This window comes from Corynebacterium ciconiae DSM 44920 (assembly GCF_030440575.1).
Classification (GTDB): domain Bacteria; phylum Actinomycetota; class Actinomycetes; order Mycobacteriales; family Mycobacteriaceae; genus Corynebacterium; species Corynebacterium ciconiae.
The window spans coordinates 1,141,479-1,163,782 of sequence record NZ_CP047189.1; the positions used below are offsets into that span (position 1 = coordinate 1,141,479).

The 22,304-nt window shown below is 62.2% G+C and carries 20 protein-coding genes, 1 tRNA gene and 1 riboswitch; of the genes, 14 read left to right on the top strand and 7 right to left on the bottom strand.

From position 1 onward, the window contains the following. Window positions 1–24: 24 nt before the first annotated feature. From CCICO_RS05065 to CCICO_RS05080, 4 genes are all read left to right on the top strand, one after another. A complete protein-coding gene (locus CCICO_RS05065) occupies window positions 25–1,134 on the top strand; it encodes a D-alanine--D-alanine ligase family protein (RefSeq protein WP_018019921.1) in 1,110 nt (369 codons plus the stop codon). 82 nt (window positions 1,135–1,216) lie between these two features. Further along, window positions 1,217–1,307, top strand: a riboswitch (cobalamin riboswitch). A gap of 134 nt (window positions 1,308–1,441) precedes the next feature. Beyond that, the gene (locus tag CCICO_RS05070; RefSeq protein ID WP_018019920.1) at window positions 1,442–2,491 is read left to right on the top strand and encodes a FecCD family ABC transporter permease; all 1,050 of its coding nucleotides are present in this window, start codon (window positions 1,442–1,444) and stop codon (window positions 2,489–2,491) included. 7 nt (window positions 2,492–2,498) lie between these two features. Beyond that, window positions 2,499–3,287, top strand: coding sequence for an ABC transporter ATP-binding protein (locus CCICO_RS05075; protein ID WP_018019919.1), 789 nt, complete (start codon window positions 2,499–2,501; stop codon window positions 3,285–3,287). 14 nt (window positions 3,288–3,301) lie between these two features. Then, window positions 3,302–4,366, top strand: a complete 1,065-nt coding sequence (locus CCICO_RS05080) for an ABC transporter substrate-binding protein (protein ID WP_018019918.1) — start codon at window positions 3,302–3,304, stop codon at window positions 4,364–4,366. Window positions 4,367–4,396: 30 nt separating this feature from the next. On the opposite strand, the gene CCICO_RS05085 is transcribed toward CCICO_RS05080, so the two are convergent. Next, the gene (locus CCICO_RS05085) at window positions 4,397–5,392 is read right to left on the bottom strand and encodes a DUF3515 domain-containing protein (protein ID WP_018019917.1); all 996 of its coding nucleotides are present in this window, start codon (window positions 5,390–5,392) and stop codon (window positions 4,397–4,399) included. 162 nt (window positions 5,393–5,554) lie between these two features. On the opposite strand from CCICO_RS05085, the gene CCICO_RS05090 reads away from it, so the two are divergent. The 8 genes from CCICO_RS05090 (at window position 5,555) to CCICO_RS05125 (ending at window position 13,357) form a co-directional block, all read left to right on the top strand. Then, window positions 5,555–6,568, top strand: coding sequence for a thiamine-phosphate kinase (locus CCICO_RS05090; RefSeq protein WP_018019916.1), 1,014 nt, complete (start codon window positions 5,555–5,557; stop codon window positions 6,566–6,568). A 75-nt stretch (window positions 6,569–6,643) separates the two neighbouring features. Beyond that, the gene (locus tag CCICO_RS05095) at window positions 6,644–7,348 is read left to right on the top strand and encodes a uracil-DNA glycosylase (protein ID WP_018019915.1); all 705 of its coding nucleotides are present in this window, start codon (window positions 6,644–6,646) and stop codon (window positions 7,346–7,348) included. Between the two features lie 14 nt (window positions 7,349–7,362). Continuing rightward, entirely contained in the window at window positions 7,363–8,943 is a 1,581-nt protein-coding gene (locus tag CCICO_RS05100) for a DAK2 domain-containing protein (RefSeq protein ID WP_018019914.1), read from the top strand. Between the two features lie 3 nt (window positions 8,944–8,946). Beyond that, on the top strand, window positions 8,947–11,148 hold the full coding sequence (locus tag CCICO_RS05105) for an ATP-dependent DNA helicase RecG (RefSeq protein WP_018019913.1): 2,202 nt from the start codon (window positions 8,947–8,949) through the stop codon (window positions 11,146–11,148). 19 nt (window positions 11,149–11,167) lie between these two features. Further along, window positions 11,168–11,416 (top strand): biotin/lipoyl-containing protein, encoded by a 249-nt coding sequence (locus CCICO_RS05110; RefSeq protein WP_018019912.1) that lies wholly within the window; start codon window positions 11,168–11,170, stop codon window positions 11,414–11,416. A gap of 7 nt (window positions 11,417–11,423) precedes the next feature. Then, window positions 11,424–12,035: an RsmD family RNA methyltransferase gene (locus CCICO_RS05115; protein ID WP_018019911.1), complete on the top strand. Its 612-nt coding sequence runs from the start codon at window positions 11,424–11,426 to the stop codon at window positions 12,033–12,035. Window positions 12,036–12,050: 15 nt separating this feature from the next. Further along, entirely contained in the window at window positions 12,051–12,533 is a 483-nt protein-coding gene (gene coaD / locus CCICO_RS05120) for a pantetheine-phosphate adenylyltransferase (RefSeq protein ID WP_018019910.1), read from the top strand. An 83-nt stretch (window positions 12,534–12,616) separates the two neighbouring features. Further along, window positions 12,617–13,357, top strand: coding sequence for a sulfite exporter TauE/SafE family protein (locus CCICO_RS05125; RefSeq protein WP_018019909.1), 741 nt, complete (start codon window positions 12,617–12,619; stop codon window positions 13,355–13,357). Between the two features lie 123 nt (window positions 13,358–13,480). Here CCICO_RS05125 and CCICO_RS05130 read toward each other — a convergent pair whose 3' ends face one another. The 4 genes from CCICO_RS05130 to CCICO_RS05145 form a co-directional block, all read right to left on the bottom strand. After that, window positions 13,481–14,242: an amino acid ABC transporter ATP-binding protein gene (locus CCICO_RS05130; protein ID WP_018019908.1), complete on the bottom strand. Its 762-nt coding sequence runs from the start codon at window positions 14,240–14,242 to the stop codon at window positions 13,481–13,483. Between the two features lie 6 nt (window positions 14,243–14,248). Next, entirely contained in the window at window positions 14,249–15,202 is a 954-nt protein-coding gene (locus CCICO_RS05135; RefSeq protein ID WP_018019907.1) for an amino acid ABC transporter permease, read from the bottom strand. Between the two features lie 155 nt (window positions 15,203–15,357). Then, entirely contained in the window at window positions 15,358–16,266 is a 909-nt protein-coding gene (locus CCICO_RS05140) for an ABC transporter substrate-binding protein (protein ID WP_051067266.1), read from the bottom strand. A gap of 110 nt (window positions 16,267–16,376) precedes the next feature. Beyond that, window positions 16,377–17,282, bottom strand: a complete 906-nt coding sequence (locus CCICO_RS05145) for a DUF368 domain-containing protein (RefSeq protein WP_018019905.1) — start codon at window positions 17,280–17,282, stop codon at window positions 16,377–16,379. Between the two features lie 262 nt (window positions 17,283–17,544). Here CCICO_RS05145 and CCICO_RS05150 point away from each other — a divergent pair. Both CCICO_RS05150 and polA read left to right on the top strand, forming a co-directional pair. Then, a tRNA-Leu gene (locus CCICO_RS05150) sits at window positions 17,545–17,618 on the top strand. A 153-nt stretch (window positions 17,619–17,771) separates the two neighbouring features. After that, a complete protein-coding gene (polA, locus tag CCICO_RS05155; RefSeq protein WP_018019904.1) occupies window positions 17,772–20,441 on the top strand; it encodes a DNA polymerase I in 2,670 nt (889 codons plus the stop codon). Between the two features lie 14 nt (window positions 20,442–20,455). Here the strand turns inward: polA and CCICO_RS05160 are convergent, their stop codons facing one another. Together CCICO_RS05160 and CCICO_RS05165 are read right to left on the bottom strand one after the other, a co-directional pair. Continuing rightward, on the bottom strand, window positions 20,456–21,364 hold the full coding sequence (locus CCICO_RS05160) for an AEC family transporter (RefSeq protein WP_018019903.1): 909 nt from the start codon (window positions 21,362–21,364) through the stop codon (window positions 20,456–20,458). Between the two features lie 71 nt (window positions 21,365–21,435). Next, window positions 21,436–22,212 (bottom strand): class I SAM-dependent methyltransferase, encoded by a 777-nt coding sequence (locus CCICO_RS05165; RefSeq protein WP_018019902.1) that lies wholly within the window; start codon window positions 22,210–22,212, stop codon window positions 21,436–21,438. Window positions 22,213–22,304: the final 92 nt, after the last annotated feature.

Here is a 22,304-nt window from a genome sequence, read left to right on the forward strand (position 1 = left end):
ACGCCGAGAGATATAAGGATAGAGATGACCGCTCCCACCTTTGCCAGCGATGCCACTGACACCCGTACCTCTGTCGCCGTCGTCTACGGCGGCCGCAGCTCCGAGCACTCGATCTCCTGTATCTCGGCAGCGGCAGTCATGAGCCACCTGGACCCTCAGACCTACCGGGTGGTGCCTGTGGGCATCACGCTCGACGGTACCTGGGTGGTAGGTAACTCCGATCCAGATAAGCTGCGCGCCCAAGGCCGCGAGCTGCCCGTAGTGGAGCACACCGAAGAGGTACAGCTATCGGTGGATCCCACTCATCGCGGCGAATTCCGCTACACCAGCGGCGAACGCGCCGGGCAGCTCTATGATCGCGTCGATGTTATCGTGCCGGTTTTGCACGGCAAGTTCGGCGAGGATGGCACCATCCAGGGCCTGTTCGAGCTTTCGGGGGTGGCGTATGTGGGCGCTGGGGTACTGGCCTCGGCCGCTGGAATGGATAAGGAATACACCAAGAAGCTCATGAGTGCTTCGGGGCTGCCGGTCGGCCGCGAGGTGGTGCTGCGTCACCGCGCCGAGCTGAGCGAGGCCGAGAAGGATCTCCTAGGCTTGCCGGTCTTCGTGAAGCCAGCCCGTGGTGGATCCTCGATCGGTATCTCCAAGGTGGAGTCGTGGGAGGAGTTTGCCGCTGCCTACCAGGCTGCGGTGGAGCATGACGAAAAGGTGATTGTAGAGGCCGAGATCAGCGGCGCCGAGGTGGAATGTGGCGTGCTGCAATACCCCTCGGGTGAGGTGGTGGCCTCGGTTCCGGCCCAGCTCATCGGCACCGAAGATGGCGAGGAAGGCTTCTACGACTTCGACACCAAATACCTCGACAATGTAGTCTCCGCCGCCATCCCGGCACCGTTGGGCGAGGAGATGACCGAGCTGATTCAGTCCCTGGCGGTGGAGACATTCCACGCTCTGAACTGCACTGGTCTGGCGCGCGTGGACTTCTTTGTCACCCCCTCGGGGCCGGTGCTCAACGAGATCAACACGATGCCGGGCTTTACTCCCATCTCGATGTATCCGAAGGTCTTTGAAGCCTCCGGCATCGCCTATGGTGAGCTTCTCGATATCGTGGTCCAGCAAGCCCTGTCTCGCCGCTAGCGAGCACACTTATCGACGCTCACTCGCAGTCCCCCCATGCCGCCGGTGTAAGATACAAGTCGCTGCTGGGCCGAGACCGCAGGGGAATCTGGTGCAAATCCAGAACTGACGCGCAACGGTAAGCCACGCACTGCTTGTTCATAGGCGAGCAGAGGTGGACGAGTCCGAATGCCTGCACTCGACCAAGGTTAAAGGCAGCTGAAAGAAAGTGTGTTAACCACTTGATGGCTAGGTTTTCGGCTTCGCGCTGGGATGCGAGTGCATCGTGATCCCTTAGGCCGCCTAGCAGTGAAGGATTGTTGCTGGCGTGTCGATTTCTCGACGCAGCTACACGGCCCTAGTGGTCGTGCTTGTGCTGCTCATTGCGGTCTCAGCCGTCGCTTCGGTGGCGGTGGGATCGGTCACCATCCCGCTCGGTGATGTGGCTGCTGTCATGCAGTCAAAGCTGGGCGTTGCTCCGGCTCGCGTGCCGGAAGAATCGGTGGAGACCATTGTGTGGCAGCTGCGGACGCCGCGGGGACTGCTTGCTCTCATCGTTGGCGCTGGGCTCGCGCTGGCTGGTGTGGCCATGCAGACTCTCGTGCGTAACCCTCTGGCCGATCCGTATCTGTTGGGCGTGTCTTCCGGCGCAAGCGTCGGCGCGACAGCCGTTATTACTCTAGGCATTTTCTCCTCATTAGGGGTGTGGGCACTCTCTGGCGGGGCGCTGATTGGTGCGCTGGCGGCCACGATGGCGGTGTACGGGATCACCTATGCGCAGGGCGGGATCACGCCTTTGCGCCTGATCCTCACCGGTGTGGTGCTCGCAAGCGCCTTTTCAGCCCTCGCCAGTTTCTTGGTGTTCATCGGCCCCGATCCGCGCGCCGCGCAATCGGTGATGTTTTGGATGCTGGGCTCTGTCGCAGGGGCACAGTGGATCAAGTTAGGCATCCCGGTGGTGGCGACGCTTCTGGCCGCCGTCATTCTCTTCGTCCTCGGTCCTCGCCTCGATGCTTTGGCATCGGGTGAGGATGTGGCCGCGAGCGTGGGGGTGGACGTCGATAAGCTGCGAGCATCTCTGTTCCTTCTCCAGGCGGTGCTCGTGGGCGTGCTGGTGGCAGTATCCGGCGGGATCGGTTTCGTGGGTCTCGTGGTGCCGCATCTAGCGCGCATGCTGGTAGGACCGACGCACCGCAGGTTGGTGCCCGTTGCCATGCTCGGCGGTGGGCTGTTTCTGCTCTGGGTGGATATGGTCTCGCGCGTTGTCGCAGGCGCGCAGGAAATTCCGCTGGGAGTGGTGACTGGCATCATCGGTGCGCCGTTGTTCTTGTTCATCATGGGCAGGTCGAGTTCGTATAGCTTCGCGAAGGAGGCCTAAAACTCTGATGCGTAATCTCTCGCTCGAGCATCTGGAATGCCGTATCGACGCCACCCCTATTCTCTCCAACGTCACTCTTAACGTGCAGCCCGGTGCCATGGTCGCAATCGTGGGGCCGAATGGCGCCGGCAAAACCACGCTGCTGCGTAGCATCGCTGGCTTTCTCCCTGCCGGCGGTACGGTGCGCATCGATGGAACGCCGCTGGAGACGTTGAACGCGAAACAGCGCGGAAGAATGCTGGCGTATGTGGGCCAGGAAGAAACCGTGCCGGAGGGGTTGAGCGTGCGCCAAGCGGTGGCGCTCGGCCGCTTGCCGCACCAGTCGATGTGGCGGCCGCCCTCGGCTGCGGATCGAGAGGTCGTAGAGTCCGCGATGCAGCGGGTTGGGGTCACCGAGCTCGCTGATCGCAACTGCAGTCAGTTGTCGGGCGGGCAGCGCAAGCGCGTGTTCCTCGCCCGCGCTGTGGCCCAAGATACCGGTCTGATCCTGCTTGATGAACCCACCAACCATCTCGATGTGGAGCATCAGCTCAGCGTGCTAGAACTCATGCGCGCCTCTGATGCCACGATCGTCTCCACAATCCATGACCTTGATTTGGCGCTCACTCACTTCGACATCTGCATGGTGCTTCACCGCGGCGAGGTTCTGGCCTGCGGTAGCCCAGCCGATGTGCTGAATACGCAGCGGGTGCGCACTGTCTTCGGGGTGGAGTCGGTGATTATCCAGCAGGGGCTGCGCAGCCCGCACCTCATCATCGATGGTTTACACACTCGTTCTCATCCCTCCAACCCATAGGATGCATTCCCATCATGTCTCAGGCTCATCGCGGCGCGCTGTTCGCCGTCCTCACCAGTGCCTCCGTGGTGCTTACTGCCTGCTCCGGCGGTGGCACCACCGAAAACCCCGCGGCGTCCGGCGGCGAGAATCCCGCCGACACCGTGACCATCACTAACTGCGGCGAGGAGGTGAGCTTCCCAGCACAGGCCGCGGGCCTAGCCAATGACGGCAATCTTATTGCCCTCAACCTGGCACTGGACGCCCAAGATCAGCTGGTGGCGGTATCCAGCATGAACCGCGACCGCGACGTGCTCGTGAAAAAGTACGGCGAGAAGGTCAATGACCTCAAAGAGATCAGCGAGGAATATCCCTCCCTCGAGCAGATCGTGGCCGAGTCCCCGCAGGTGTTTTATGGCGGCTGGGGATACGGGCTGGGGGAGGATAAAAACATCACCCCCGACTCGCTCGCCGAGCATGACATCTCCACCTATATTCTCACCGAGGCCTGCCGCCAGGAAGGCTCGACCGCCCGTGGTGTGGAAAACCCCTGGGATGCGGTTCGCAGCGATCTGCGCAATGTTGGCGCTATCACCGGCCATGAGGACACCGCTGCCGAGGTGATCGCGGATATGGATGATCGCATCGATGCCCTCACCAGCGCCCCGCAGGCCGAGGACAAGCCAGTGGTGTTCCTTTACGATTCCGGCACCGATGCGGTGTTTACCTCCGGGGCGAAGGGGGCTCCGGCCGAAATGGTGGCTGCTGCTGGTGGTGACTATGCAACAGACGACCTCGACGACACTTGGGTGGAGGTGGGCTGGGAGAAGCTGGCCGACGCCCAGCCGGATGTCTTCGTGTTTGTCGATTACCCCGGCCAGAGCTTCGAGCAGAAGGTGGAGCAGTTGAAGAACAACCCCGCCACCAAGGATCTCGAGGCGGTGAAGCAGGAACGCTTCATCAATCTTCCCTATGCGGTGTGGACCTCAGGCCCGCTCAACATCGACGGCGCAGAACTGGTACGCAAGGGGCTTGAAGACTACGGCCTCGTGCCCGAGTCCGACATTAAGCCGAGCCTCGATGTGCAGCTGAATCACTAAGTGGGCACCAGCCTGTGGTGTGCTTCAGCTCTAGCGGGCCACCGTCTCGGTGGTTTCGGCAATAACGTTGCCGACTTCGACGAACACGGTCTGGCCCACAGCCTGCGGCATGGCCACAGCAATCGCTACATCCCGACCCAGGGCATACCACACGCCCTGGGTTGTTCCATTGGCCAGGGTGGTGTCATTGAACCATGGGATGTCATTGACCTGTTGCAGCTGCTGGCCGGGCTCGTATCCTGCCGGCTCGGCCACCCCGCAGCGGGTAATAATGGGCTCGAGGCCATCATCGTCGGGCATCCACACCACCGTGTTATCCGGCTTGCGCGGATAACCAGCGGCCTCCACCTCCGAGCCCTTAATCTGCCGGTACGAGCCCGAGGAGGTCTCCAGCACGGTGGGCAATGCCTGCTGGTAGGTCTGGCAGCTGGCGGCATCTGCTGCGGGGGAATCCAGCTGCGAGAGCGGTGCGGCGGCAGGGGCCAAGGCCTCACCATCGATCGGCGAGAGCGCATCGCCCAAACCCTCGACGGGGTTGGCGGCATCCTTCAGCGATTCGGCATCAGCAGTCACCGCCACCGTGGGGGTTGCGCCGACCAGATACCAGGTTTGCATGGTTGAGCCGGTGGTGGCGTCTTTTACCCGCAGCCATTGGCGGCCGTTGATGTCTTCGGTGCGGGCCATGGTGGTGTACTGGGCGGGTGCCTGCACCCCGCATCGCAGGGTGATGCGCTGGTTATCTCGGCCGGACCATGCGAAAGCCCCGGCGGGTGCCGGGTCTACGAGGCGGGCCTTTTCCAGCCCATTGAGGGACTGCGGGAGAGCGTCGATAAGCGCCGAGCACTCGGCGGAATCCGCCTGCTCGGAGGGCAGCTCGGACAGTGCCACCGGGTCGCGGCCGTCGCCAAAGAGGAGCTTCGTTCCCACGAGTACCGCGAGGGTGAGAAGGATAGACAGCACCAGCGCGATGATGATGGGCCGGCGCGGAAGATCAGAGGTAGGAGTCTCATTAGGGGAGCTGCTCATAGCCAAAAATTCTACCCGCAGCCCACAGCGGCCATGCATCGGATAGCATCAAGTGCGGCGCCGCCACAGTGGCGTGTCCCGCATCCTTGCGCCGGGCGCATCGGTAGTTGTGGCGCCGCGGATCACACCCGAACCAGCCTAAGGACGGTGGCCTAGTACCCGATGCCCGTGACCTTTCCCAACCGCTATGGTGGGCCAACCTTGGCCGATGTCGGCGAAAAAGGGGCCATCGCCGCGATCCTGCGCGCCGCGCCTTCGGTGCGTAATGGCGACGACGCCGCGGTACTTGGCCACCCCGTTCCGAACACCCGCACCGTGGTGACTACCGACATGCTGGTCGGCGATCGGCACTTCCGGCTCGACTGGTCCAGCGCCCACGACATCGGGCGCAAAGCGATTGTGGCGAACTTCGCCGATATTGAGGCCATGGGCGCACGGCCTGTCGCCGCGCTGTTGGCGCTCGGTGCCCCCGCCGCCACCCCGGTGGGCTTTGTCGAAGAGCTCGCCCACGGCATAGCGGAGGAAACCGCCAAGCACAATGCCGAACTCGTCGGCGGCGATCTCGTGGAATCCGATGAACTCATCATCTCCATCACCGCCACCGGTCAACTCGGCGGAAACCTGCCCGCCACGACCTTGTCCAAGGCGCGCGTCGGGCAGAAAGTCGTAGCCTCCGGAGCGATCGGCGAATCCGCCGCCGGCCTCGCCTTGCTCTCCCAGCTCGGACCCGAGCGCATCCCAGCGGATCTCACTCACCTCGTGCGCTCCCACTGCGCCCCCGAGCTGCAACCCAAACGCGGCGTGATCGCCCGCGCTACTGGGGCAACGGCGATGACAGACACCTCGGACAGCCTCTACACCGACTGCCAGGCCATCGCCCATCACTCGAACGTGGGCATCAATCTCTACGGCCACGCCATCGAACCCAGCGCCGCGATGCGCCGCGCCGCCGAACTTCTCGGCCGCGACCCCTGGGAATGGGTTCTTGGAGGGGGAGAAGACCACGCCATCATCGCCACCACCGCCGGCCAGGCACCCAGTGGATTCCGCGTCATCGGCGAGGTGGTGCGCGCCCGAGCCCCCTACAGCGTCACCGTAGACGGCACACCCGCCCGCTTTGCCGCCGGCTGGAGCACCTTCTCCAGCAGACCCGCCGATAGGCACCAGCCGGACTGAGTCTCGCCTCGTTCCCACTTTGGCCACTTCGTTTCACCAACCCGCCCCCTGTGACACCGTGGAAGGCACCTGCAGATGCACACCACCGACCTCCCCGTCCATGACAGCTGGAAACCCGTACTCAGCCCCGTCGTCGAGACCATCCACCAGCTTGGAGAATTCCTCCGCGCCGAAAACGCCGCCGGCCGCGGCTACCTGCCCGCAGGCTCTGATGTTTTGCGCGCCTTCACCTATCCCTTCGATCAGGTGCGGGTACTCATCGTGGGCCAGGATCCCTATCCCACTCCCGGCCATGCCATGGGGCTGTCCTTCTCCGTCCAGCCAGATGTTCGCCCCCTCCCGCGCAGCCTGAACAACATCTACAAGGAACTCCACTCGGATCTCGGCATCACCCCGCCCGAGCACGGCGACCTGAGCGCCTGGTGCGAACAAGGAGTGGCCCTGTTCAACCGGGTACTCACCGTCAGCCCCGGCCGCGCCGGCTCCCACCGCGGCAAAGGCTGGGAAGATGTCACCGAATGCGCCATCACCGCGCTCGCCGAACGCGATGCCCCTCTCGTGGCGATCCTGTGGGGCCGTGACGCCCAAAACACCCAGCGTTTCCTCGGCGATACGCCCTGCGTCTGTTCCCCACATCCCTCCCCGCTGTCCGCCTCCCGTGGCTTCTTTGGCTCGCGGCCCTTCTCCCGCGCCAACGAGATCCTCAGCAGCCGCGGCGCCAACCCCATCGACTGGAGCCTGAACCCCCAACCCGGCCCCGAAACGCAGCAGAAACACTAGACTGGGCTGTCGTTATGACTCCAGCTCCACCCACCACGCTCGGCCCCAGCGAACTCCACTCTTGGGCCCGCGCAGCCGCCAGCCAACTCGCGGCGCGCCGGGCGGAGATCAACGCGTTGAACGTGTTTCCCGTGCCAGACTCCGATACCGGCTCCAACATGGCGCACACCATGGAGGCGGCGCTGGACCACCTCGAGACGCTTATCGACGCCTCCTCCCAGCCACTCGACGTTAGAGACATCGCCACAGCCCTAGCCCAAGGATCCGTGCGAGGTGCCCGCGGTAACTCAGGCATGGTACTCAGCCAAGTGCTTCGGGCCGTAGCCCTGGCCGCAGCCGGAGGTGGCATCGACGGCCGGATGGTGCGCACCTCCCTCAACTCCGCTCTGGCCATGGTCAATGAGGCCATCAACGAACCAGTCGAAGGCACCGTGCTTACAGTGCTGCGCGCAGCCGCCGTGGCCGCCGACGCCACCGATTCATGCGATCTCGGCGAGGTCGTGCTCGCCGCCACCGCCGCCGCCCAGCGCGCACTTGATGCCACCCCCTCCCAATTGGATGTCCTACGCGAGGCCGGGGTGGTCGACGCTGGGGGAGCAGGCCTCGTCGTGCTTTTGGAAACCCTCGCCCAACAAATAGACCCTGACGTGCCCGTGCGGGATCTATCCACCATCACCCCCCACCGCGGGGCCGGAACTCTGATGCGTAGTAGCACCTACCTTGAAGTGATGTTCTGCTACGAGGGCGCAGACATCGACGATCTCTACGCCGCACTTCAGCCCCTCGGCGACAGCCTCGTGCTGGCCCGTGCCGAGCAGGATCAGGGCCGGATCCACATCCACTCCGACGAACCCGGTCGGGTGATCGAAACCGCCTACGCGCATGCGGGAGAGATCTCCCAGCTCCACCTCGAGGCCCTGCCCGAGCCGGAACCGGTGCAGGTGAGCAAGCAGCGGCGCATCATTATCGCCGTGTGCCCTCGCGGCGAGCTGGCCGAATTGTACGAAGCATCTGGGGCCATGGTGGTCGCCCCCGCCGCAGCGGGAGAGGACACCGTGAAAAAGATCGGCGAGGCGATCTCCGCTGTCGGGGCAAAGGAAGTCTCGGTACTGCCCAACGGGATGCTGAGCAAACGAGAACTCGTCTCCACAGAACTGGCGGCGCACGCCAGCGGGGTATTTATCCAACTCGTGCCCACCAGCCAGCTCGTCGTAGGTCTGGCAGCTATAGCCGTGCACGACCCCAGGCAACCACTCGTGGTGGACTGCTACGCGATGTCCGAGGCCGCCTCCGCGATGCGCACCAGCTATATCAGCAGCCAGGATTCCCACTACGTGGCGCATATGGGGGCCAACGCGGCGTCGACAAGCACCACCTGTGAGCGCACACACAGCCTAGAAGAAGCAGTGGAACGTGCCTGCGAGGAGCTGCTGCGCCCAGAATCCGAACTCGTGACGGTGCTTCTCAGCGACGCCAGCAGAGTGGAACAGCTCAGCGCAACGCTACACAATGGGGTACTAGCGCAGCGCAACATTGAGCTCAGCGTCTATCCGGCGCAAGGAATGAACTACGCAGCGGAGATCGGGGTGGAATAAACCATGTTGGGGTGGAAAGACGAACGGCGACTATCCGCGCTGCTTCCAGCGAAGGAAGCCCGAGCCATTCGAGAAAAACTGGGGCTTTATACCGTTACCGATCTGCTCGAGCACTTTCCGCGGGCATGGTCCCGCTACGGCTCCGATGTGCTGGCCGAATCAGTCGAAGAAGGCGACGTGGTCACCTGCGTCGGCACCGTTGTGCAAGCCAATTCCCGCTACCTGCCGGCACAGCCGGGCAAAAAGCCACAACGCATCACCCGCATCAGCGTCTCCGACGGGCGCACCCTCATCGGAATCAGCTTCTTCAACTCCCACTGGCTCGACAGCAAACTCGCGGTGGGAACACGGGCGATCTTCACCGGCAAAGTGAAGTACTACCGCGGCCGCCCACAGCTGACCCACCCCAGTTTCCATACCCTCCCAGACCCCGACTCTGGGGAGGTGCCCGTCAGCAACATGAACGACCTCAAAGCCTATGGCGACGGCGAGGCCATTCAGCAACTCTTCGCCGCAATGGACTACCTGCCGGTCTACCCCATGCGCAAAGGAGTCACCTCTTGGCGGTTTATGGCAGCCGTCGACCGAGTCCTCGACGCACTCGATCCCATTCCCGATCCACTCGGCACACCCGCCCCACACGGACTACCCAGCCTCGATGAAGCGTTACGCGGAATCCACCAGCCCGATGCGCGCGGGCCCATGCCCTTCATTCAAAGACTCAAATACAACGAGGCCCTCACCCTAGCCCTCGTGATGGCACTACGCACCGCCGACAACGAGGCCAAAGTAGCGCCCAGCTGTCCTATTGACAGCGCAGAGGTAACTGATGAGAGTTCACACGGCGCGCCGGGACAGCAGCAGAGCTCCACATCCCGCCGCGCTCAGTTGGTAGACCGCTTGCCCTTTGCACTCACCGCCGGCCAGCGCGCCGTGCAGGCAGAGATCAGTGCGGATCTGGCGCGCACCCAGCCGATGAGTCGCCTGCTTCTCGGCGAGGTGGGCTCCGGTAAAACCGTGCTGGCGCTGCTGGGCATGCTGCAGGTGGTGGATGCGGGGCGCCAAGCGGTGCTGCTCGCCCCCACCGAGGTGCTCGCGGTGCAACACACTCGCTCCCTGCAGGCCCTGCTGGATCAGGCTGGCATGGGCGGGATGGGGGGAGTTCACATCACCTGCCTGACTGGCTCGGCACCCACCGCCAGCAAACGCCAAGCGCTGCTGGATATCGTCTCGGGCGAGGCCGACATTGTGGTGGGCACCCACGCTCTGCTGCAGGAGGGCGTAGACTTCTTCGACCTCGGGCTGGTGGTGGTGGATGAGCAGCACCGTTTCGGCGTGGAACAGCGCGATAAGCTGCGGCTGGCCCGCAGCGACGGCAAGCACGCGCACATGCTGGTGATGACAGCCACCCCGATCCCGCGCACGATCGCCATGACGAGCTTCGGGGACCTAGAGATCTCCATGCTGCGGGAGCTGCCGGGAGGCAGACGGCCCATCAGCTCCTCGGTGGTGCCTGAGTCCAAGCCGGCGTGGGTGCAGCGCGCCTGGGAACGCATCCGCGAGGAGGCTGAGCAGGGCCGCCAGTGCTTCGTGGTGTGCCCGCGCATCGAGGGCGACGGCGGGGTGTATGACATGCACGAGCAGCTGTCCGCGCAGATCTTCCCCGATCTTGAAGTAGGTATGCTGCACGGAAAAATGGATTCCGCCTATAAGGATCGGGTGATGCGAGATTTCGCGGCCGGCGGTATTGATGTGCTGGTTTCTACGACCGTGATCGAGGTGGGCATCGACGTGCCCAACGCCACCGTGATGTATGTGCGCGAGGCCGATAAGTTTGGTGTGTCCCAGCTGCACCAATTGCGCGGGCGCGTGGGACGTGGCAGCCATCCCGCTGTGTGTTTGTTCCATACCTCCCAGCCCGCGGCCAGCCCCTCCTTCGAGCGTCTGCGGCAGGTGGCGGAAACCACCGATGGTTTCGCGTTGGCTGAGCTGGATCTACGCACCCGGCAGGAGGGGGATGTGCTGGGCACCGAGCAGTCCGGCGGCCGCCGCAGAGTCAAGCTTTTGAGCTTGATCGACGACGGGGACATGATCGAGCAGGCCAATGCCGATGCGCTGGAGTATGTGCGCACCAACCCGGAGTGGGCCCGCCAGCTGGTGAGCGAGGTGGAGGAGGACACGCAGGAATTCATCGAGAAGTCCTAGCGTTGTTAAGCTGTGGTGCATGAAGATTTTCGCCCCCTTCGCCGGCATCGTGCGCTTCACAGTGGAGCCGGGCCAGCATGTGGCCACCGGAGATGAGCTCGCCATCATCGAGGCCGTGAAGCTCGAAACCGCGGTGCACGCCCCAGGGCCTGGGGTAGTGGGCGCGATCGCAATCGAGAATTTCGGCGATTGTCTCGGCGGCGATGAGCTGCTCGAGCTTCTCGACGCCACCTCCACCGCATCCACCACCGCCACCAAGGAGGCTTAACTACAGCATGGGTTCCCCTCGTATCGTCGCCGGCTGGGCCCGCGGCCGCAAGCTCGCCGTGCCCGCCAAGGGCACCCGCCCCACCAGTGACCGGGCCAAAGAAGGACTGTTTTCCTCTCTGCAGGTGCGCTTCGGCTTCGACAACACCATGGTGCTCGATCTCTTCGCCGGCTCCGGCGCCCTCGGCCTCGAAGCCGTCTCTCGCGGTGCCCGTGGGGCGGTGTTTGTGGAAAATAACCCGGCCGCAGCCGCGGTGATCCGCCGCAACGCCGAACTGATCCCGCACGCCGATCTGCATATCGAAGAACGCGCCGCCTCCAGCTATCTGGCCTCAGCCCCGCGCGAGTTCTTCGACATGGTCATCGCCGATCCTCCTTATGATCTCGCCGATGAGGCCGTCGCCGAGATGGTGCGCGCCCTCATCCCGACCCTGCGCGATGGTGCGGCCGTGGTGATCGAGCGCCATATCGACTCCCCAGAAACTGACTGGCCGGCGTGTTTCACCCCGACCGGGCAGAAACTCAAGAAGCGCACCTACGGCATCGCCCGCATGGACATGGCTGTCTTCGACGCCAGCGCGGTCGACAGCTCTGACATGCCCGCCGCCCCCAACGCCTAGGAGGAGAAGCGCCTCATGCCCACCCGCGCCGTATGCCCCGGCTCCTTCGACCCGGTGACCCTCGGGCATCTCGACATCATCACCCGCAGTGCCGCAAGCTTCGACGAGGTCGTGGTGCTTATCACTCACAACCCGCACAAGCATGGCATGTTCACCGCCGAGGAACGCGCCCAGTTGGTCACAGAAGCTACTACGCATCTGCCCAATGTCAGCGTGGACACGTGGACTGGGTTGCTGGTGGACTACACCCAACGCGAAGGCATCGATGTGATCGTCAAGGGGCTGCGTAGCTCCCTTGACTACGAATATGAGCTCCCCATGGCCCATATGAATAAGCGGCTGTGCGGGATCGACACCTTCTTTTTGCTCACCGAACAGCACTACGGCCACATCTCCTCCACATTGTGCAAGGAAGTCGCCCGCTACGGTGGGGATGTCTCCAGCATGCTGCCCGAGCCCGTGGCTCAAGCCATGAATGCCAAGCTCTCGGAAGAATAGAAGCCGTAGGCGTCGAGGTGGCGTCGATAAGCGCTCGGCACCTCATGGTCGAGCACACCATGGTGCGTAGTTATTGTGGATGAATGCTCAGTGCGTTCATTATTTTCTTCATTGTGGTGCTTGGCTCACTATTGCAGCGAGTATCCGGCATGGGGTTAGGGCTTATCGCAGCGCCGGTGCTGACTGTGTTGCTCGGGCCCATCGAAGGCATTCTCGTGCTTAATGTGCTCGCGGTGGTAAATGCGGCGATCACCACCGCCACCGTGCGGCAGTGGGTGGATTGGCGCATGTTTAGCATCATCGGATCGGTGCTCGTGCTGGGATCGATTCCCGCCGCCCTGCTCATCCGTGCCGTCTCGGCGGCGTGGCTGATGATTCTGGTGGGCGCATTACTGTTGCTCGCGCTGGGAATTGTCACCTATGGCAAACGCTGGGTGCCGCCGGTGTCTGGGGCGCTGCCTGCTGCGATCTCTGGAATCGTGGGCGGATTCATGAACACCATCGCTGGTGTGGCTGGACCTGCGATTACGGTGTACGCCAAGGCGAGCGGCTGGGAACAACGCAGCTACGCCGCCACCTTGCAGCCCATCTTCATCGTTTCTGGTTTGGTGTCGCTGACCATGAAGCTGGTGCTCGGCGCCGGCAGTCTCGCAAGCACCCCAGTGCAGATATGGCCCGTGGGGCTGGTAGCGATGCTCATTGGAATCTACCTTGGTGTGCGCTGTGCTCCGCGCATTCCTCGCGACAAAGCCCACCGGCTGGCGCTCTTTTTAGCCACCGCCGGTGGGGTCTCCGCGCTCATTCGCGGAGTGCTCAGCTTGTAGTCGGCACGTAGCGCTGAAAACGCCGCGGCCCCAGGGCACAGTTGATCGGCAGGCAACCGTTGCAGATTGCAGGGGGCGCAAATTGCCGCGCAGCGAGGCCTGTAACTCTGATGCGTAGTAGCCCTAGAGAATGGAGGACAGGAACTCTTGGGTGCGCTGCTGCGTCGGGTTGTCGATCACCTGCTCGGGCGGGCCGGACTCCACCACCACGCCATCGGCCATGAACACCACTTGATCGGCGACTTCCCGGGCAAAGTTGATCTCGTGGGTGACCACGACCATCGTCATGCCTTGTTCCGCAAGGCGGCGCATGACACCGAGGACTTCGCCCACCAGCTCGGGGTCGAGGGCAGAGGTAGGCTCGTCGAACAGCATGAGCTTCGGATCCATCGCTACCGCGCGGGCGATGGCGACGCGCTGTTGTTGGCCCCCAGAAAGCTGCAGGGGATAGGCATCGGCCTTCGCTCCCAGCCCGACCTCGTGGAGTAGCCGCTGGGCCCGTGCTCTCGCCTCGGCTGCGGGTACACCTTTGACCACCATGGGCGCTTCCATAATGTTTTCGATCGCGGTGCGGTGAGGAAAGAGATTGAAGTTTTGAAACACCATGCCGATATCCGAGCGCTGCCGGGCGGCTTCTTTTTCCGAAATCTCATACAAAGTGTTGCCGCGTTGGGTGTAGCCGATGAGCTCGCCATCGATGTAGAGCCGGCCGGCGGTGATGCGCTCGAGGTGGTTCAAGCACCGCAGCATGGTGGACTTACCCGAGCCCGATGGGCCGATGAGGCAGGTGACGCTTCCTTTTTCCACCTGCATGTCGATACCTTTGAGAACCTTTAGCTGCCCGAAGTTTTTCACTACCTTCTGGGCGTCAACCATGAGTGTCATGAGTAGTTACTTCCTTTTCGGGGTGTTCGAAGTGGCGACGGTGACATTGTGCGGCGGGACGCCTTCGGCGTCGGCCAGCGCCGCAAGCTGGCGGGAGGTGAGTTCACGGCTCGAGCCTTTATCAAAGTGCTTCTCCACATAGTGCTGCGCCACCATGAGAATCGAGGTGACCAGCAGATACCAGGTGGCGGCTACCAGGAGCAGCGGTACCGGCTCGAAGATCGCATTGGAAATGTCCGTGGCCCGGCCATAGAGCTCACCGGCGTAGGGGATAGCGACCACCAAGGAGGTGGTTTTGAGCATGGAGATCAGCTCGTTGCCCGTCGGGGGAATGATGATGCGCATGGCCTGCGGCAGCACAGTCCGGCGCATCGTTTGCCACCAGCTCATGCCCAGAGCCTTCGACGCCTCAGTTTGGCCCTCGGGCACCGACTGGATTCCGGCGCGCACGATCTCTGCCATGTAGGCGGACTCGTTGAGCCCCAAACCAATGACAGCTAGAAAGAAAGCGTTGCGCAGCGCGTCTTCGAGATTAATCTGGAATCCACCCACCCCGATCGAGGAGTAGATCGAGCCCAAAAGACCCCAGAACACTAGCTGCACATACACGGGGGTGCCGCGGAAGATCCACAAGTAGATCGAGGAGATACTACGCATCACGGGATTGGGCGACATACGCAGCACCGCGAGAATGGCGCCGAGCACGACACCGATGATCATCGCTAGCACGGTAATAGCCAAAGTGTGCAGGGCGGCGATCGCGATGCGGCGATCCAGGATGTAGCGAGCGTAGGTATCCCAACCATAGGCCTCATTGCGCGCCGCAGAGATAATGAACCACACAAAGAGGATGAGCAAGAGTGCGGCGAACGCCCAGCGTCCGGGGTGACGCAAGGGTTTTGCCACAATGGGGGCAGCGTCGGCGGCAGGGGAGTCCGCGCCAGTAGTGGGGTGAGTCATGAGAAAGTCCTAAAAGTATCGCGGGGCAGGAAGTGAACTAGCCAATCAAGCCAGATAAAGCGTTGTTGTGGCGCTGCGGGGAGTGCCTTGAGGGAGAGACAGCCGGCGTGATGCACGGGGCGGAGTCAGGCAGCGGCCGAGCGATGCGTGCTGTATTAGATGGCGGCGCCGTTGATCTTGGCGTTCTCAGCGAGCCCAGAGGATATGCCCCATTGGGTCATGATCGTCTCGTAATCGCCAGAATCGATGAGCGACTGCAAGGCGGCAGCAAGCGCTGGGGCAAGCGGAGAACCCTTGTCCACGGGCCAGCCATAGTGTGCGGCGTCGGTGATGTCTCCGATTAATTCGATCTTGCCTTCGGAGCGTTCCACCGCCCACGCGCTGATCGGTGAGTCGGCAGAAAATGCGTCCGCGCGACCAAGAACCGCCGCCAGTGCTGCAGAGTCCGAATCGTCATAGGCGAGCATCGTGATGGGTTCCTTGCCAGCTGCCTCGCAGGCCTCGGACCGAGCAGGCACGTCATCTGATTCGGAAACAGTACCGCGCTGCACCGCGACAGTGAGGCCACAGGCATTGTCGGGATCGATACCGCTGTCCGGGGGAGCAGCCCACTGGATTCCGGCGGTGAGATAGTCCACGAAATCGTATTTGCGGCGGCGTTCCTCATTGTCGGTCATGCCCGAGGCGCCGAAATCGATGGTGCCAGAGGAAATGGCCGGCAAGATCATATTGAAATCCTGTTGGCGCACCTCGAGTGTGAGGCCCATGGTGGCGGCGGCCGCACGCGCCAGATCAATGTCGAAACCGATGATCTGGCCGTGCGAGTCCTTGAACTCGGCAGGAGCGAAGGGAGGATTGGTGGCCAGAGTGATCACGCCTGTGTCGGCAATCTCGGGAGGGACGAGGGCGACGACGTCCGGGTCTGGTTCCGGTTGAATATCCTGCCAGCCCTCTGGGTGCCCATTTTCCTCATTGACGACGCACGCGCTCACGCCGAAGGCCAGCCCCACCGCGAACACGCAGGCGCTGAGGCGGGTCGCCAGGTGCGCTGAAAACCTATGCATGATATTCACCCTAGCGCATAAACCTAATAGGGCGAAAAAAGACGCCGCGCCTCCCAGCCGCTCCTAGGGGTAGAAGCGTATGAGGGGAGCGCGGCGCGGAAGGGGTGAGCTTAGATAGAGGATTGTGCCTTTCGAGCAGTGAATGTTTCCATCCATACCAAGCCAAGAACAATGAGTGCGCCGAGGATAGCGCAGCCCACCACGGCGAGCACATTGCCGTGTGCGGCCAGCAGATCAGCGGAGTCGTTTTGCCACGGCCACAGCGCGCGAAGCGAGCCCAGCAGCAGCCCGCTCATAGTGATGAGGGTGAGGGTGCGGTGCTGGGTCAGAAGGTAATTGAGCAGCTTGATAAACAGCGCGATGCCGGTGACGGCGCCCAAGAAAAATACGCCCATTACCGTGAGATCGCGCTCGTGCACTGCATTGAGTACGGGCTGGTAGAGCCCCAGTGCCAGCAGTAGGAAGGAGCCGGATACGCCCGGCAGAACCAAGGCGCATACCGCAAACATGGCGGCAAAGAAGTACACCGGCAGGGCAGGATCACTCTGGGTGGCCGAGGATGTACCGGTGGCAATGAATGTCAGTACGGCGGCGATGGCAAAAGCAACGATGGCGGCCCCACGCTTGCGGCGGGCATCAGCGGAGTCGACCATGCGCAGCGGAACGAGAATCGAGGCAGCCACCATGCCAAGGAAGAGACCACGGGAAATCTCTGGCTGATTCTCAACGAAGCTCGACATCACTCCAGCCATGAGCAAGATGGTGACGGCCATTGCGCCCACCAAGGGAACAAGTAAAGCCCAGTCCAAGCTGCGGAAGCGCGTGGCGGCCTCCTTGCGGTCTGTGAACAGCGCTTTGCAGGCGGCAAGGATGTCATCACCGGCGGCGATGGCCCGCTCGTAGACTCCCACGACGAGGGCGATGGTGCCGCCAGAGACGCCGGGAACTAGCTCTGCGAGCGCAATGAGTGCGCCACGGAAGGCATTGTTGAGGATTTCGACAGGATTGACTCTCATAGTTAGTGCTGCGACTCGCTTTTCTCGTCTCGTTCGCGGGGAGTAGCAGAACCGGAGCAGGCGGCGATCAGGGCACGAACTATGTGTGCCTAAACCCATACTTTGCCGCTGCTGGGCGCTGCTGTTGCGACTATACGGCAGGAACGATGGGGTGGCGAAACGACACACCTGGCAGGTCGAAGGGCGTTATCGGTGTCGGAGGGCCATCACGGGTGAGGCGATTTTCTAAAATTCACGGGGTGTCCTATACTCACTGTACCGAGCCCCAGTAGCCCAATTGGCAGAGGCAACGGATTCAAAACCCGTCCAGTGTGAGTTCGAGTCTCACCTGGGGCACAGTGAAGAGATTCTCCCAGCGCATCCACGCGGCGCGCTGGGAGAATTTTCCTTTTCCGTATGAACAGCAGCGGCCGCGCCGATGGGCGATATCCGCGCGGTCAAGGTTGGCCAATCGTGGCGTCGAAAAGCATCTGTCTAGACTGAGACACTATGACTGATCCGACTCCACGCTTGATGCTTATCGACGGCCATTCGATGGCCTTTCGTGCTTTCTATGCCCTCCCCGCTGAGAACTTTTCCACCTCTGGCGGGCAGCACACGAACGCGGTGTACGGGTTTATGTCCATGTTCTCCTCGTTGATGAAAGAGGAAGAACCCACCCACGTCGGTGTCGCCTTCGATGTGGGGCGAACGACCTTCCGCACAGAGCTTTTCCCCGAGTACAAAGCCCAGCGAGAGGCCGCCCCAGAGGAGTTCAAGGGGCAGGTGGATCTGATCAAAGAGGTGCTTGAGGCCTGCAATATCGTCACGATGGAGCTGGAGAACTACGAAGCCGACGACATCGTAGGAACGATCACCAAGGCGGCAGAGCCTGAAGGGTACGAGATCCTGCTGGTCACCGGCGATCGTGACTATCTGCAGCTGGTCAACGAGCAGACAACGGTGCTCTATCCGATGAAGGGGGTGAGTGATCTCAAGCGCTTCACCCCAGCGGCGGTGGAGGAAAAATACGGGCTCACCCCTACGCAGTATCCGGATTTTGCGGCGTTGCGCGGCGATCCTTCCGATAATCTGCCCAATATCCCCCTCGTGGGCGAAAAGACCGCCGCCCAGTGGATTGTGAAATACGGCTCGCTCGATGGCGTGGTCGAGCATGCCCATGAGATCGGCGGTAAACGGGGCGAAAATCTGCGCGAGCGGCTCGATCAAGTTCAGCTGAACCGGGAGCTCACCGGAATGGTCACTGATCTTTCCTTGGATGTCAGTCCCGATGAGCTCAAGCTGCGCTCCGCCGATGCTGCCGCAGTGGCCGAGCGCTTTGACGCCTTGGAATTCGGCGTGAACCTGCGCGAGCGTGTTCTTGCCGCGCTGCCCAGCGATGGCGCCGTGGCAGAAGTGGAGCACCAGCAGCGCCGGGAAGCAACACTCGACACGTCAAGCTCGCTGGCCCAGTGGCTCGCATCCCGCGAGAACCAGCCGATCGCCCTTGCCGTTCGCGGTACCGGGGTAGCCGGTCGCGGAGACATGCACACACTTGCGCTCGCCGATAGCGAGGGCAGCGCCCAGGTGGCTGAGATAGCCGAGCTGGGCCCAGAAGATGAGCAGGCCCTGGCAGCGTGGCTGGAATCAGACAGCCCCAAGCTGTTGCACGAGGCTAAAGCCGTGTATCACATGGTGCGCGGCCGAGGCCTAACGCTGCGGGGCATTGCTCATGATGTGGCGATCGCCGCCTATTTGCTGCGCCCAGGGCAACGTACCTACGCGCTGGGAGACATCTACCAGCGCCACCTGCAGCGCCAGCTCGATCAGGCCGAGAACAGCGGGCAGATGAGCCTGTTGGACGATGGCCAATCGGAGCTGCTGGCGGCCGAGGCGGTAGCGATTATGGAGCTAGCCGAGGAACTAACCGAGCAGTTGCAGCAGATTGATAGTTTTGAGCTCTATCGAGATCTCGAACTGCCTTTGGTGAGCGTGTTGGGCGAGGTCGAGCACACCGGTATCGCCGTGGATATCGACAGCCTTGAGCGCCAGCGTGATTCCTTCATCTCGCGGGTCGATGCCGAAGTTCAGGCGGCACGGGAAATCGCCGGCGATGACACGTTGAATCTGTCGAGCCCGAAGCAACTTCAAGTGGTGCTCTTTGACACCCTCGAGATGCCGAAGACGAAGAAAACTAAGACGGGTTATTCCACCGCGGCGAAGGAGATCGAAAATCTCGCCCGCACCCACCCGCATCCTTTCCTCGACCACCTTTTGGCGCACCGCGAGTACCAGAAGATGAAAACCACACTGGATGGGCTGATCAAGGCGGTGCAGCCGGATGGGCGTATCCACACCACCTTCAACCAAACGGTCACCTCGACTGGGCGGCTGTCCTCGACGGAGCCGAACCTGCAGAACATCCCGGTGCGCACCGAGGTGGGCCGCGAAATTCGCTCGGCGTTTGTGGTCGACGAGGAGCACGAGTGCCTCGTCACCGCCGACTACTCCCAGATTGAGATGCGCGTGATGGCGCATCTCTCCGAGGACCCAGGGCTCATCGAGGCGTATCGACGCGGCGAGGACCTGCACAATTTTGTTGGTTCTCGAGTCTTCGGTGTGCCCGTGGATGAGGTCACTCCTGAGATTCGCCGCCGAGTGAAGGCCATGTCCTATGGATTGGTTTATGGACTGTCTGCCTATGGGCTTTCGCAGCAGCTCGACATCTCGCCCGCCGAGGCCAAGGACATCATGTCCACCTACTTCGAGCGTTTCGGTGGGGTGAAGCGCTACCTCGACGAGGTCGTTGTTGCTGCCCGAGATGCAAGCTATACCGCCACGCTCTTTGGCCGGCGCCGCTATCTGCCCGAGCTGACCTCCACTAACCGCGTCGCCCGGGAGAATGCCGAGCGTGCTGCCCTGAACGCCCCGATTCAAGGCACCGCCGCCGACATCATCAAGATTGCGATGTTGCGCGTGCACCAGGTGCTCAATGACCAGCGATTGCGCTCACGGCTACTGCTGCAGGTACACGATGAGCTCGTAGTGGAGGTCGCGCCAGGAGAGAAGGAGACTGTCATGGCTATTCTGCGCGAGGAGATGGACAAGGCAGTACAGCTGTCCGTTCCTCTGGAGATTTCCGCCGGCGCGGGCGTGAATTGGGATGCTGCTGCGCACTAACTACGCAACAGCGTTTAGCCGAGGAATGCGGCGATGACCATCATCGTCGGCAGGGCTGTAAAAGTAGTGATCAGCCCCGTATCGCGGGGTATCCGAGTGTCGCGGCCATAGTTTGATGCGTAGTTATACACGTTCTGGGCGGTGGGCAGCGCAGCGAGAATCATGGCGGCGAACAGCTGCTGTTGGCTGAGTCCGAGAAGTAGCCCGCAGGCGAGGGCGGCCAGTGGCATTCCGACCTGTTTCAGCCCCACCGCCCAGAAGGTGAGGGTGCGGGCGTGGGGATCTCGCAAAGGGGTGGCGGTTGTTAGTGACGCCCCAAAGCTCATCAGCATCAGTGGAATCGCCGCCCCTCCCAGCACTTCGAGGGGATGAAAAACAGCCTCGGGAACATCTACGTGGCTAAACGCCACGATCAGACCTGCGGCTGAGCCCAGTACGAGCGGGCTGAGTACCGCGTGCCGGACTGACACCACCAGAGAGGACGAACGATCGATAAGCGCCAGAATGATCGGGGCGTAAATCAGGACCTGAAACAACACCACCGGCGCGGCATAGGCCGCATTGCCCAAGACATACATGCTCACCGGCAAACCGATGTTGTTGGAGTTCATATAGCTTGACGACGCCGCCCCGATCGTCAGATCAGCCCTATTGCACGTTCCGTACGCCCGGGCGATCGCGACGAACACGAGCGCCGTGATCACAGCGGCCACTGAGGTAACAATCAAGACGGGGGAGAGCATGTGCTCCGGCTCTGAGCGGGCGACCACCGTGAACAAAAGAGCGGGAAGGGCGGCATAAAAGGCGAGGCGGTCCAGCACCGTGCGTTGTTCATCGGAGGCAATGACCTTCGTGGTGCCCATAATGAACCCCACCGCGATCAGCCCGAGGATAATGCCGTAGCTGGTGACGATGCCGCCCATATAGCCTGCTGTCCTTTCTGCTGTGCGCTCGATGGAAAGCCTTGAGGGTTGCAGGCCACGTTACTCTCCGGCTACATGCACCCCGGTTCTTTGGCGGCGGAAATGATGAGGGTGCCGGGAAAGACGTGGCCCCGCAAGGGCGACCACTGCCCCCACGTCGTTGTGAGGTTGTCCGGCCATTCTGGTTCGATCATGCGCCGAATCGAAAAGCCCGCGGCCACCAAGTGATTGATGTAGTCGGAAAGAGTGTGATGGCTCTCGGCGTAGACCAATTCCCCTCGTTCATTGGCCTCGGTGTAGGCATCATCAAAATAGGAATACGCCACGTGCAGCCCCTCGGCACTGGGATCATCGGCGAAGATCCACCGCATGGGGTGATTAACCGAGAACACGAAGCGCCCTTGCGGGCGCAGCACGCGGGATACCTCGGCGAATACTGCCGAAAGGTCATCAATAAAGGGCAGGGCGCCGAACACCGAAAACACTGTGTCCACGCTGTTGTCCTGAAGCGGTAGGGCGAGGGCGTCGGCGTGAAGGGGGCGGAAGGGGGCGTGATCAAGCGGTGCGCAGCGCAGCATTTCCATGGAGAGATCGAGCCCAATGATGCGTGCGGTGGGGAAGTGTTCCGCGAGCCAGCGGCCGCAGGGGGCGGAGCCGCAGCCGAGCTCGAGCACCGTGGTGCCGGAGACATCGCCGAGAAGTTGTGCCTCGCGCTCATGCAGCATCTCGGGGCACCAATAAAACGAGGAAAGGTACTCGGGGTGTTGGGTGTGATAATTCACGGCGTCGCTGTCCCACCACGCGCGGTTGGCGGCGGAGAATGTGGCGGGTGTGAAACGAGAGTTCATGCAGGTAACTCTATTTGCCGCAGGGGTGGTGGTGCAGTAGAGTGTTGGAGGCGTGTCGCAACGCGTCCACAGTATTCAGGTGCAATAGGACG